The 12413-nt window shown below is 57.5% G+C and carries 11 protein-coding genes; 3 read left to right on the forward strand and 8 right to left on the reverse strand.

Annotated features, from left to right (window positions below; genetic code table 11):
- Positions 1 to 215: 215 nt before the first annotated feature.
- The 3 genes from B9P63_RS01535 to B9P63_RS01545 are packed head-to-tail and all read left to right on the forward strand — an operon-like array spanning position 216 to position 2909.
- Entirely contained in the window at positions 216 to 1094 is an 879-nt protein-coding gene (locus B9P63_RS01535; RefSeq protein WP_085306779.1) for a LysR family transcriptional regulator, read from the forward strand.
- On the forward strand, positions 1094 to 2011 hold the full coding sequence (locus tag B9P63_RS01540; RefSeq protein WP_085307050.1) for a DMT family transporter: 918 nt from the start codon (positions 1094 to 1096) through the stop codon (positions 2009 to 2011). The genes B9P63_RS01535 and B9P63_RS01540 overlap by 1 nt, the downstream gene beginning before the upstream one ends.
- Positions 1965 to 2909 (forward strand): alpha/beta hydrolase, encoded by a 945-nt coding sequence (locus B9P63_RS01545; protein ID WP_245830520.1) that lies wholly within the window; start codon positions 1965 to 1967, stop codon positions 2907 to 2909. The genes B9P63_RS01540 and B9P63_RS01545 overlap by 47 nt, the downstream gene beginning before the upstream one ends.
- A 30-nt stretch (positions 2910 to 2939) precedes the next feature.
- On the opposite strand, the gene B9P63_RS01550 is transcribed toward B9P63_RS01545, so the two are convergent.
- The 8 genes from B9P63_RS01550 to B9P63_RS01585 form a co-directional block, all read right to left on the reverse strand.
- Complete coding sequence (locus B9P63_RS01550) at positions 2940 to 3779, reverse strand: alkaline phosphatase family protein (RefSeq protein ID WP_085306780.1); 840 nt, start codon at positions 3777 to 3779, stop codon at positions 2940 to 2942.
- A 42-nt stretch (positions 3780 to 3821) separates the two neighbouring features.
- Positions 3822 to 5456, reverse strand: coding sequence for an ABC transporter ATP-binding protein (locus B9P63_RS01555; RefSeq protein WP_085306781.1), 1635 nt, complete (start codon positions 5454 to 5456; stop codon positions 3822 to 3824).
- The gene (locus B9P63_RS01560) at positions 5456 to 6274 is read right to left on the reverse strand and encodes an ABC transporter permease (RefSeq protein ID WP_085306782.1); all 819 of its coding nucleotides are present in this window, start codon (positions 6272 to 6274) and stop codon (positions 5456 to 5458) included. The genes B9P63_RS01555 and B9P63_RS01560 overlap by 1 nt, the downstream gene beginning before the upstream one ends.
- Positions 6275 to 6382: 108 nt before the next feature.
- Positions 6383 to 7339, reverse strand: a complete 957-nt coding sequence (locus B9P63_RS01565) for an ABC transporter permease (protein WP_085306783.1) — start codon at positions 7337 to 7339, stop codon at positions 6383 to 6385.
- Positions 7340 to 7354: 15 nt separating this feature from the next.
- Entirely contained in the window at positions 7355 to 8938 is a 1584-nt protein-coding gene (locus B9P63_RS01570) for an ABC transporter substrate-binding protein (RefSeq protein ID WP_085306784.1), read from the reverse strand.
- A gap of 133 nt (positions 8939 to 9071) precedes the next feature.
- Positions 9072 to 11063, reverse strand: coding sequence for a CocE/NonD family hydrolase (locus tag B9P63_RS01575; RefSeq protein ID WP_085306785.1), 1992 nt, complete (start codon positions 11061 to 11063; stop codon positions 9072 to 9074).
- Positions 11064 to 11258: 195 nt separating this feature from the next.
- Positions 11259 to 11819, reverse strand: coding sequence for a F0F1 ATP synthase subunit B (locus B9P63_RS01580; RefSeq protein ID WP_085306786.1), 561 nt, complete (start codon positions 11817 to 11819; stop codon positions 11259 to 11261).
- 4 nt (positions 11820 to 11823) lie between these two features.
- On the reverse strand, positions 11824 to 12369 hold the full coding sequence (locus B9P63_RS01585; protein WP_085306787.1) for a F0F1 ATP synthase subunit B': 546 nt from the start codon (positions 12367 to 12369) through the stop codon (positions 11824 to 11826).
- Between the last annotated feature and the right edge of the window lie 44 nt (positions 12370 to 12413).

Consider the following 12413-nt stretch of genomic DNA (forward strand, 5'->3'; position numbering starts at 1 on the left):
GCAACGCGCTGACTGATGGCGATCCTCATGTCATTGAGGACCGGAAGGGTTTTCGGCTTCCGGATGTGCTCTGGCGTGTAGGCTTTGGGCGCGGTGGAGTCAACAGGGACCCGGTTCACGCCGCTGCGCAGCGTTGCAATTTCGAACCCTTGAAGCGAAGATGCGGTAACGCGTGAGTATGCGCACACCTTACGGGCATGGTTAGGGCAGGATTTATGGACAATTGGGATGAAGTGCGGACTGCTTATCAGGTTGCGAAAATGGGCACGGTCAGCGGTGCGGCGGAGGTGCTCGGGGTGCATCATGCCACGGTGATCCGCCATGTGGACGCGCTTGAGACACGCCTCGGGGTAAAGCTGTTCCAACGCCATGCGCGTGGCTATACGGCGACTGAAGCTGGCGAGGACCTGTGCCGCGTAGCGCAAGCGACGGATGAGCAGTTCAGCCAACTCGTTGGTCGGGTTAAAGGCAAGGGCGATGAGGTCTCGGGCGAATTGGTGGTTACATCGCTCAATGGGCTTGCACCGCTGATGTCGCCGACGCTGACCGCGTTTCAGCAGAAGTTTCCCGATTTGACCTTGCGTTACCTCACGGGCGAGCGATTGTTCCGCCTTGAATACGGCGAGGCGCATGTGGCCATTCGCGCGGGAGCCGCGCCGGACCAGCCAGATAATGTGGTGCAATCCTTCGTCAGTCAAAGCGTCGCGCTTTATGCGTCCCAAAGCTATGTAGACGTCCATGGTATGCCGGCCGATGAAAGCGAATATGCGCGGCATCGCTTTGTGGGGCATGATTTGGATACTAGCCGCGCGCCGTTCTTTAAATGGCTGGGTGCGAACGTACCGCGCGCGAATGTGGTGTTCCGCTCGACCGATAACCGCGCCATGGAACTGGCGATTTGCGCCGGGGCCGGCATCGGATTTATGACGGAAACGGACGCGGCCTCGCACGGGGATATGGTGCAAATATCCGCGCCACGAGAGGAATGGCGTGCGCCGCTCTGGCTTGTGACGCATGTTGATCTGCACCGCACGGCCAAGGTGCAAGCCTTTCTGACCTTTGTGAAAGAGCGCGCAAAAGACTGGAGCGCATGATGAGCGAAGCCCTGCGCGGCCACGGTGCAATGCTATTGTTCTCGATGCTCGTGGCGGGATCGTTTTCGCTTGGCTCCATGGCCGCGCCAAGCGTTGATCCAGAACTGGTGACGGTGCTGCGCTTTGCCATCGCGGCGCTGATCCTTGGGGGCATATGCGCGCTGCGAGGCGAGTTGACGCGCACAGCCTTCGTCGCGATCTGGCGCTACGGGCTGCTTGGTGCGGTTTTTGCCACTTATTTCGTTTTAATGTTCGAGGGGCTGAAAACCGCGCCGCCCGTGTCGGCGGCGGCGGTCTTTACGTTGACGCCGCTGGTGACAGCATTGGCGAGTTTCGTAATCTTGCGCCAGATCACTACACGCCGGATCGCCCTTGCGCTTGGTATCGGCGCGAGCGGCGCGCTTTGGGTAATTTTTCGCGCGGAGTGGTCGGCTTTCACCGCGTTTCGCATCGGGCAGGGCGAATTCATCTATTTCTGGGGATGCGTGCGCCACGCAATCTATATTCCACTGGTGCGGTTGCTCAATCGCGGCGAAAGCGCGATGCTGTTTTCGCTCGGCACGACCTGCGGCGGTGTGCTAGCTTTGCTGCTCTGGAGTGCGGATAGTCTGATCACGACCGATTATGCCGCTTTGCCGCAAATCGTCTGGATCACCATCGCCTATGTTGCGATTTTTGCAACTGCGGCAACCTTCGTTCTGACGCAATACGCCTCCCTGCGCCTGCCGGGGGCGAAGGTGATGGCCTATACATATCTTACGCCCAGCTGGGTGATCCTGTGGGAAATCGCGTTGGGGCACGGCGCGCCGAGAGGGTTGATTTTGATCGGCGTGGCCTTGACCATTCTGGCCTTGGCGGTTTTGCTGAAACATGAAGAAACTGGAGGGCGCGATGGCCGATTACGGCAAGCTGATTGATGCGGAGACTTGGGGGTTCATTAAGAAGACCAATGGCTATTACCCCCCTGAAACAGCCACTTACGGGATCGAGGATCAGCGCCGCATCTACGATGAAATGTGCGCCGCGTTTCGGGTTGAGTATCCTATTGGTGTGAGCGCTCTGGATCGCGATTATGGCGGGGTGCCGTGCCGCCACTACACTTGCGGCGGCAGTGAAGTGGCGGTGATGTACTTTCATGGCGGTGGTTTCGTTGTGGGCGGATTGAACAGTCACGATGACGTTTGCGCCGAGCTTTGCGCGGCCAGTGGCCATCATGTGGTGTCTGTCGATTATCGCCTCGCGCCAGAGCATAAACACCCTGCGATGTTCGAGGATGCGTTGGCTGCCACGCGCGCTGTGTTTGCTGAAATGGGCCTGCCTTTGGTTTTGTGCGGCGATAGCGCGGGGGGTAATTTAGCGGCCTGCGTGTCGCACATGGTGCGTGGATCGGAGTTGGATGTTCGCGGACAAGTTCTGATCTATCCGGGACTTGGCGGGGACTACAACAAGGGGTCGTATATGGAATACGCCGATGCTCCGATGCTGACGCGTGATGATATTGTGATCTACAAGCATGTGCGTTTGGCGGGGGAAGAACCTGTGGGCGACCCGAGCTATGCGCCGTTACACGATGCGTCGTTTGCAGGTTTGCCGCCCACCGTGATCAACACGGCTGAGTGCGATCCATTGAGCGATGATGGTGTGGATTATGAAGCAGCATTGAAAGCGGCCGGCGTGCCAGTGCATCGCGTCGATGAGGCAGGATTGGTGCATGGGCATTTGCGCGCGCGGCATATGTCTGCGCGCGCAAGCGCGAGTTTTGAGCGCATTAAAGAGGCCGTCACTGCGTTAGCTGCGCAGCGTTGGCCATACTAGGGGCACGACTTTTCGAGAAAAACCGGAGCGTCACGCAGGGAGGAAAGGTTTCGCTTTCATGCTTGCAGGGATTGGTGCGCCAAGGCGTGTTAAAATCGTCGGGGCGAGTTGCAGTTGATGCAGATGCGTCTCTGCTTCTGGTCCCTTTGAATCACCAAAATAATAGAGTGCGACGTCCTGTTGCAAAGGGTCGCGCCCCCCATGATGGCCGCGCGCGTCCTGCCCGTGATCCGCCGTCACCATGACCTCATACCCCATTGCGCGCCAACGCGGGATAAAGGGTGCGAGCATTTCGTCCATCACGAAACATGCGTGATCCATTTCATGGCTTTCGTGTTGAAAGCGGTGACCCATCGAATCTAGCGTGCAAGTGTGCAGGATGCCGTAGTTCAGATCGAAACGCCCCGCGAGATTGGTGAGCGTCGCGAAGATGTCGAGGTCTGACGGTGTCATCTGATTGGCTGCGCCATAGCCCGTCATGGTGTGAAAGCGACCATGGTTGATTGTAGTGCTTTCGGGTTCGTCGTATTCAATGTCGCGCACGAAATCAAAAGGGTGGCGATTAAAGAACTCGGACCAGAAAGAATGTGTCACCGCTCCCGTGGTGCCGCCAGCTTTTCTGATTTCAGAAAACAGATCAGGCTTGTCGATGCGAAAGACATTGCCGTTACCCGTGCAGCCATGTTCCTGCGGCGATACACCCGTGTGGATAGAGGCATAGCAGCTTGCTGAAATCGAAGGCAGCACAGAAGACATCGTCCATTTTTGCGCGGCACCATTATCGACCCAGCCTTCCAGATTGCCGAACAGGCGTGACCAGTTACGAAGGGGGACACCATCGAGGATGATGAGGAGCAGTTTGCGATCCATGGGAGCCTCCGGCGGGAGTTTTTTTTGGCAAGATGAAGGCGTTTAGTTTCCAGCGCTTTCCATTTTGCGGGTTGCGATAACGTTTTCCAGCCAGCCGAGTTTCATTTCTGGCACGGAACTGAGCAGGAGGTCGGTGTAATCATCAAAGGGCGGGCTGAGCACTTCGGATTTCGTGCCATAGCGCACAACTTTGCCTTGGTACATCACCGCGATGCTGTCAGCAATTGCGCGAACTGTGGCCAGGTCGTGGGTGATGAAGAGATATGCCACGTCTTCGCGTTTTTGCAAGTTCAGCAGGAGTTTCAGGATGCCGTCCGCAACCAGTGGATCAAGCGCCGAAGTGACCTCGTCGCAGATGATCAGCTTGGGCTTCGCGGCCAGCGCGCGCGCGATGCAGACGCGCTGTTTTTGTCCGCCTGAGAGTTCAGCGGGATAGCGATCAATGAACCCATCCCCCATCTCGATCTCTTCGAGCAGTTCTGCAATGCGTTTGCGTTTCTCTGCGCCTTTCATGCCGAAATAAAATTCCAGCGGGCGGCCAATGATGGTCCCAACCGTCTGGCGCGGATTCATCGCGGTATCGGCCATTTGATAGATCATCTGGAGTTCGCGCAGATCTTCGCGCGAGCGGGAAGGTTGATCAGGGCTAAGCGTGCGATCCACAAACTCGATTGAGCCGCCGCTAGGGGGAAGGAGGCCGGTGATTACCCGCGCCAGCGTGGATTTGCCAGAGCCGGATTCGCCCACGATCGCTAGTGTTTGACCGGGGGAGATATCAACGCTCACATCGTGCAGAACGTCGAACTTCGTGCCGCGATAGCGCGCTGTAATGTTGCGCACCCGCAGGATAGGTTCTTGCGGAGCTTTTTCTTCGTGATTGATCGAGCGCACAGAAACCAGCGCTTGCGTATACTCTTCTTGTGGGTGGTTGATGATCTGATCAACCGGGCCGTATTCGACCATTTCGCCCATTTTCAGGACCATGATGTCATCGCTAACCTGCGCCACCACAGCGAGGTCATGGGTGATATAAAGCGCGGCAACGCCAGTATCGCGGATCGCGTCCTTGATCGCGGCAAGCACGTCGATTTGGGTGGTTACATCGAGCGCTGTGGTCGGTTCGTCGAAGACCACGAGATCAGGCTCGGGGCAAAGCGCGAGAGCGGTCATGCAGCGTTGTAGCTGTCCTCCCGAGACTTGATGTGGATAGCGCGAACCGATGTTGTCGGTATCGGGCAGGCCAAGTTTGGCGAACAAAAGCCGCGCCTTGGCTTCGGCATCCGATTTGCTGAATTTGCCTTGGCTGACGGCGGCTTCGATCACTTGCTCCATGATCTTCTTGGCAGGGTTGAAGCTGGCAGCCGCGGATTGCGCCACATAGGTGACTTCCGCGCCGCGCAGCTTGCGTAAATCGCCGATGCCACCTTGAAGGATGTCGCGTCCGTTGACCCAGACCTCGCCGCCTGTAAGCTCTACGCCACCGCGTCCATAGCCAAGCGCGGACAGGCCAATGGTGGATTTGCCAGCGCCCGATTCACCGATAAGGCCAAGGACTTTGCCTTTTTCCAATTCAAAATCGACGCCATGCACAATCTCGATCTTATGGGGTTTGGCATCTGGCGGATAGACAGTCGCGCCGATTTTGAGGCCACGTACTTTGAGTAGGGGTTCGCTCATTATCCGCGTCCTCCTTTGAGAGAGGTTGTTCTGTTGAGGACCCAGTCCGCGACGAGGTTCACAGAAATCGCGAGCGTTGCGATTGCAAAGGCAGGGACGAGAGCGGCAGGGATGCCGTATACGATTCCGTCCTTGTTTTCTTTCACGATGCCGCCCCAATCTGCGCCGGGAGGCTGAACGCCAAGGCCAAGGAACGAAAGGGTTGAGACGAAGAGCACGGCAAAGATGAAGCGCAGGCCCATTTCAGCGACCAGCGGAGAAAGCGCGTTTGGAAGGATTTCTCGAAAGATGATCCAGTTGCGCCGCTCACCGCGCAGGGTTGCGGCTTCTACGTAGTCCATAACGTTGATATCCACCGCGACCGCTCGTGACAGGCGGTAAACGCGGGTTGAATCGAGCAGACCCATGACGATGATCAGAACCGGGATCGTGACGGGCATGACCGACAGAACCACCAAAGCGAAGATCAAAGAGGGGATAGACATGATCAAATCCACGAAGCGTGAAATTGCTTGATCTACCCAGCCGCCCATGACTGCGGCTAAAAGACCAAGACAAGAGCCAAGCGTGAAGCTTAGGATTGTCGCCGCCGTTGCAATGAAGATTGTCGTGCGCCCGCCGTAAATCATCCGGCTGAGCAAATCGCGCCCGATGCTGTCGGTGCCGAGCCAATGCTTTGTAGAGGCAGGCTCCCAAACATCGCCAACGGCTTCGGCCATGCCGTAGGGCGCAATCCAAGGGGCGAAAATGGCGATGAAGAAATAGAGGCCAGTGAAGAACAGACCGATGAGGGCGGATATGGGGATATTCTTGAACATGTCAGACGTCCTCGCGGCGTGAGCGCACAATTATTGCCGGGTGCCGGAGTCCGCGTGTTTTCTTCGCTAACAAGCCCGCTCCGCACGAAATGAGTTTTCTATGTAAACTCATTTTGGGTGCCGCAAACGCGGGTTGGCGAGAATGGATACGATGTCAGCAACCATGTTGAGGCAGATATAGACGGCCGCAAACACGAGGCCGCAGGCCTGCACCACAGGCACGTCACGCTTGGCAACGTGATCGACCAAATATTGCCCCATACCGGGGTAAACGAAGACGACTTCGACTACGACAACGCCCACGACAAGGTAGGCGAGGTTGAGCATGACCACATTAACAATAGGCGCGATGGCATTTGGAAAGGCGTGACGCGCGATAACCTGAAAGCTGCTGAGCCCTTTAAGTTCCGCCGTCTCGATATAAGCCGATTGCATCACATTCAGGATCGCCGCGCGGGTCATGCGCATCATATGCGCGAGTACAACGAGTGTTAGAACGGTGACGGGCAGTGCGATCGCATGGAGCTTTTCACCAAGGCTCATAGAGTCGTTGATCATTGCGACAGAGGGCGCCCAACCGAGTTTGACGCCGACGAAATACATCAAAACGTAGCCAATCAGGAATTCGGGGATCGAGATGGATGCGAGCGTGACGCCGGAAATCAGCTTGTCAGGCCAGCGGTCTTTGTAGCGTACAGCCAGCAGGCCCAGGAAAATGGCAAGGGGCACGGAAATGACGGCGGCCCAGAAGGCAAGGAAGAGCGTATTGCCAAGGCGGCGACCCATGGAAGTCGCAATGTCCTGTCCGTTGGTGAGGGCAACCCCGAGATCGCCTTGGATGGCGCTACCGAGCCAGCTGAAATAGCGGCTCAAGGCAGGCTCGCTCAGGCCTAATTCTTCGCGTAGATTGGCCAGCGCCTCTGGGGTCGCAGATTGGCCTAGAATAGATTGCGCTACGTCGCCGGGCAGAATTTGCGTGCCGACAAAGATGAGGGCAGACGCTGCGAGGAGGAGGAGGAGTCCCAGCGCCAAGCGCTGGGAAACCAATTTCAAAATCGGGTGCATATGCTGAGCCCCGACCTATGCAAACCACAACTTGCGTGTGACCTGACCGTTCATCAGCTCGCCGTTGGGATCTACATCCCAACCGACCAGCTTGTCGCTGACGCCGTCGATGAAGTCGTTGAACATCGGGCAGATGAGACCGCCCTGATCGCGCACGAGCATGCCCATTTCAGAATAGAGCGCCTTGCGCTTTGTTACGTCCAACTCGGCCTTTGCTTCGATCAGCTTGGCATCAAACTCCGGGTTGTTGAAGTTTGTGTCGTTCCAGTCCGCGCTCGACAGATAGGCCGTCGAATACATCTGGTCCTGCACAGGGCGACCGCCCCAATAGGAGGCACAGAAAGGCTGGACGTTCCAGACTTCGGACCAGTAGCCATCGTTCGGCTCGCGCTTGATTTCGAGCGGAATGCCAGCTGCGGCTGCCGATTGCTGGAAGAGCTGCGCTGCATCGACCGCACCGGGGAAGGCACCGTCAGCCGTGCGCAGGATAATGGGCGAGCCATCATGACCGGACTTGGCGTAATGCTCCTTGGCCTTGTCGATATCATATGTGCGCTGCTCGATCGAGCTGTCGAACAAAGGATATGCCGCGTTGATGGGCATGTCGTTGCCAACAGAGCCGTAGCCGCGCAGGATTTTCTCGACCATCTCTTCACGGTTGATCGCGTATTTGAGCGCGAGGCGCAATTCGTTGTTGTCGAACGGCGCGGTGTCCGTGTGCATGATGAACACATAGTGACCACGGCCCGGCGTGGATTGAACCGATACCCCAGGCGCGCGCGCCAGAAGGCCGGCGATCTTTGGCTCGAGACGGTTAATCAGTTGAACCTGACCCGACTGAAGCGCAGCGGTACGCGCCGTGGCGTCGTTGATCGCGAGGATTTCGACCGAATCGAAATGCGCGTCGTCGCCCCAGTAGTTTGCGTGCTTGGAGTACATGTGACGTACGCCCGGCTCGTTGACTTCCATCTTGTAGGGGCCTGTGCCGATGCCGGCCGCAGGATTGTCCATGCCGCCGCCCGGCTGAATGACCAGGTGGTAGTCGGACATCAGATAGGGCAGGTCTGCGTTGGCATCTTTTAGCGTGATCGAGAACGTGTCACCGTCGACCTTCATGCTCTCGATGTTCTTCATGACGCCGAGGGCACCAGACTTGGAATCCTCGTTCGAATGACGTTCCATCGTTTTCAGAACGTCATCGCCGGTCATCGTCTTGCCGTTATGGAATTCGACACCCTGGCGCAGCTTGAACATCCATGTTTTCGCGTCTGGTGTGCTTTCGACGCTTGTTGCGAGGCGCGGTTCGATCTCGCCCGTGGGGGAAACCTCAACCAGCGTGTCGCCGAATTGACGGCCGTTGTGATAGGGGACCTGACTTGCCCAGGTCGCGGGATCGAGCGAGTTGGTGCTCTCGCCGCCGGTGGAGCCGATCTTCAGATCGCCGCCCTTTTTGGGGCCGTCTGCATATGCGGCGCTCGCGAACATTGTGCTGGCGGCAGCGGCACTGACGCCCAGAGCTGAAGCCTTGCCCATGAAGTCACGGCGTGAAAGTTTGCCGGCGCCTGCGCGCTTGGCCAGATAGTCGAGTTGATCTTGCATAGAAGTCTCCCAGTTTCGATTTCTTTATCCGCCGCTCCTGGATCGGGCAGGCGGTTTGCAGAGTTACGTCGTTAACGTTGCGGATTGTGTCGCAGCTATCAAGGTCTATTTCCATTTTTAGAGGGTTGCACCGCTAGAGGTTGTCCCGAAGAATGCTACGTTGCACGTCTTTTTCGAACACAAGTACGTTATTCTCGTAGGCTTCCATTCGTCCGCTCAGGTGAAAATGTGTCGCGTCCGCGTACATTTCGGACATGGCCTCGGTGCGCAGGGCGATTCCGTCACGCTCCAATTCGTCGCTCCAGTGGGTCCTGGCATTGGCGCTCAGGGGATCATCGGGATTGATGAAATACCACTCGCGCGCAATAGAGCCGTTGATGAGGCCGTGATCGCTATCTTTGACTTTGCCGAAATCATCCACGATTTCCAGTGTAACGATGCCTGTGGTCCAGTCGGTTGTGGTTTTGCGGCTGTTTGATGCTTCGCGGATCGTTTCGGTCTGCCAAGGGGTGTCCGCTTCGGGCTTTTCGAAGGTCCATTCGTCAGTGTTACCGCTCGGGCGCATGGGAATGCTGATGGCCCCTTTTGAGAGCGTGAGCGTGGTCACTTCGGGGGAGGGCCAGATCAGTGGCCAGTAGGCGGTGGAAATCGCGATGCCAAGGCGATGCCCCGCGGGCAGGCGATAGGCGATGTGATCAAGATCAAGCATGACCTCTTCCGCCCTATCAGGCGTCATCGGTTGCGGCGCAGAGTGGCTGCTGCGGTGCGTCAGGTTGAGGACACCGTAGGTGATCCGTGCGCTCGCGCCATTGGGTTGAATATCGAGCAGTCGGACGGCGATCTGGCCTTGTGGTCTGTCACAGCTAAGCGTGAGTTTGATTTGCGGCGCGCCGACGATATCGCGGCTTTCCAGCAGCGGCTCGGTTTGAAAAACAGCCGACAAGGCGTCGTCGCCGCGTTGATCATCGGGAAGTTCGGGGCCGAGCCAGATCGCGCAATATTCGCCCGAATGCGCGCCGCAGGTTTGTGGTGAATTGATCGTTTTGGAGAGTGACGCAGGCGTCTTTTGCAGGCCCGTGTCAGACAAATGCCACGTCTCGCGCGGCAAGGTCGAAGGTTTGTCATTGATTGCCAGCCATCTGCCGGGCCGCTCCGTGTACCATGATTTTGGCGCTACGGACTCCATGAGGTAGGGGCGGTAGAGCGGATCGTTTTGAACGCCCGTGTCCTCTTCTTTGAGCCAGTGATCCCACCAGCGCAGCGCCTCTTGGAGAAAGCCAATGCGTGGCTCGGGAATGGCAAAATGCGGGTATTTGTGAACCCAAGGACCGATAATGGCTTTTGCAGGCGCGGTGAGGTTTTCGATCAGCGCGGGGGGCGCGTTTTTGTAGGCATCGCCCCAACCGCCAATGGCGAGAGTGGCGGCTTTGATCGCCGAGTAATCTTCGCAAACAGAGCCATGCTCCCAATAGGTATCGCGGCGCTGATGTTCGAGCCATTTAGCGGCAAGGAAGGGTTCGTTTTCCAAGCGATCCATCCAGATTTCGCGCCAGTCATCGGGACGTAGTATCGGGTCGGGCGCTTTGGAGGAATAGGACCACATGGTGCCGCCCCAGCCAAGGTTCTCGTTGAGCAGGCAACCGCCTTTGTAGTGGATGTCGTCTGCATAACGATCAACTGTGGAGCACAGCGTGATGATCGCTTTTAGGGCTTCGGGCTGGAGCGCAGCAACTTGCAAGGCGTTGAAACCGCCCCAGCTGATGCCCATCATCCCGACTGTGCCGGAGCACCACGGTTGAGCTGCAAGCCAGTTGATCGTTTCGACCGCATCGGAGAGTTCCTGCGGGCTATACTCGTCCTCCATCACCCCTTCGCTGTCACCGTTGCCGCGCATGTCGGCGCGGATGCACGCATAGCCGCGCTTGGCGAAATAGGGATGGGTCAGGCAATCGCGCCCTGTAGTTCCATCGCGTTTTCGATACGGCAGGAACTCAAGGATCGCAGGGACCGGTGCCTCGGCGGCGTCTACCGGAATCCAAGTGCGTGCGGATAGGCGGGTGCCATCGGCCATGGTAATCCCGAGGTCGGGATTTTCGGTGATGTCGCGCAGGATGTTCGATGTCATAGCCCATGGTTCAACGCCGCGCCGCGCGAGTCAAGCTGATCTGGATGTGCATGCAGAGCATGCGCTTGACGAGCCGCTAACGCGGCGGTTTGGGGCGCTGCCCCAAGCTCCGAGGTATTTCGGGACCAAAGAAGAGTGGACAAGAAAAAGCCCGGCGCGAGGGCCGGGCGAATTCGTGACAAGTTGTCAGTGTGTTCAGTGCAATTTAGCGGAAACTTCGCCGATTGCATCGTCGATGAGGGCTGTTGCGTCCTTTGCCGTCATCTGTTTGGCGATCACGTCGTTCGCAGCGGCGATTGCGACGGTTATGGCCGCATCGCGGACTTCCTTGACGGCGCCGGCTTGTGCAGAAGCTATCTGGTCTTCGGCAGCAGCAAGGCGGCGTTTGATCGAGAGTGCGAGATCTTCTTTGGCCTGATCGGCTGCAAGGCTTGCATCCTTCTTGGCGGCAGCGACAATGCGATCGGCTTGTTCCTGCACTTCTTTCTGCTTGCGCTCGTACGATGCAAGAAGGGCTTGTGCCTCTTCGCGCAGTGCCTTGGCTTCATCGATGTCATCACGGATGCCGATGGCGCGTTTGTCGAGCAAACCACCCAGCAAGGCGGGCACTTTGAAGTAGAACAGAACGCCAATAAACGTGAGGAAACCGAGCAGAACAACGAAGTCGGTGTTGGCGAGTGAGAAGAACGGGCCGGATGCAGCAAGTGCAGGCTGGGCCGAAACGCTCAAGAGGAGTGCGAGTGCTTTGATGCGCATGGCCTTATCCTTTCAAGCGGGCAGCGACAGCCGCGCCCACGTCTTTTGCCGAAGCCTTGCCACCCAACGCGGAAACCAGTTCGGCTGCGGTGTCTTTGGCAACTTCCTCAACGCTTGCGAGCGCGCCTGCACGGATTTCGGCGATTGCCGCTTCCGATTCAGAAGTCTTCGCGGCGATTTCTGAATCTGCCTTGGCAATCGCCACATTCAGATCAGCTTGAATCTCTGCTTTCGCACTGGCGACGATGTTCTGTGCTTCTGCACGCGCATCGGCGAGGGCCTTGTTGTAGGCGTCTTCTGCCTCGAGCGCTTTGGCTTTGAGGTTTTCGGCCGCGGCGATGTCGTTGGTAATCGTTCCCTGACGTTCTGCCAGAACCGATGCGATGCGGGGCAGCGCGATGCGGGACAAGACAAGAAAGATCACTACAAGAGTGAGAACGAGCCAGAAAATCTGGTTTGGAAACCATTCAAAGCAAAGTTGCGGCATACCGATGGCAGAGCCATAGGAATCCACGCATGAGCTGACGGCACCTGTAGTTTCGGTAGCCATGTTCGTCCTCCGTCGGAACTTTTCTCTACATCGGGCGGCCTTGG

Source organism: Planktotalea arctica, assembly GCF_002105285.1.
Classification (GTDB): Bacteria; Pseudomonadota; Alphaproteobacteria; order Rhodobacterales; family Rhodobacteraceae; genus Planktotalea; species Planktotalea arctica.

Bases quoted from the DNA above. Each gene is read 5' to 3' on its own strand.
- B9P63_RS01550 (WP_085306780.1), bottom strand. From the start codon at position 3,779: ATGGATCGCAAACTGCTCCTCATCATCCTCGATGGTGTCCCCCTTCGT.
- B9P63_RS01555 (WP_085306781.1), bottom strand. From the start codon at position 5,456: ATGAGCGAACCCCTACTCAAAGTACGTGGCCTCAAAATCGGCGCGACT.
- B9P63_RS01545 (WP_245830520.1), top strand. From the start codon at position 1,965: ATGAAGAAACTGGAGGGCGCGATGGCCGATTACGGCAAGCTGATTGAT.
- B9P63_RS01540 (WP_085307050.1), top strand. From the start codon at position 1,094: ATGAGCGAAGCCCTGCGCGGCCACGGTGCAATGCTATTGTTCTCGATG.
- B9P63_RS01565 (WP_085306783.1), bottom strand. From the start codon at position 7,339: ATGCACCCGATTTTGAAATTGGTTTCCCAGCGCTTGGCGCTGGGACTC.
- B9P63_RS01570 (WP_085306784.1), bottom strand. From the start codon at position 8,938: ATGCAAGATCAACTCGACTATCTGGCCAAGCGCGCAGGCGCCGGCAAA.
- B9P63_RS01585 (WP_085306787.1), bottom strand. From the start codon at position 12,369: ATGGCTACCGAAACTACAGGTGCCGTCAGCTCATGCGTGGATTCCTAT.
- B9P63_RS01575 (WP_085306785.1), bottom strand. From the start codon at position 11,063: ATGACATCGAACATCCTGCGCGACATCACCGAAAATCCCGACCTCGGG.
- B9P63_RS01535 (WP_085306779.1), top strand. From the start codon at position 216: ATGGACAATTGGGATGAAGTGCGGACTGCTTATCAGGTTGCGAAAATG.
- B9P63_RS01580 (WP_085306786.1), bottom strand. From the start codon at position 11,819: ATGCGCATCAAAGCACTCGCACTCCTCTTGAGCGTTTCGGCCCAGCCT.
- B9P63_RS01560 (WP_085306782.1), bottom strand. From the start codon at position 6,274: ATGTTCAAGAATATCCCCATATCCGCCCTCATCGGTCTGTTCTTCACT.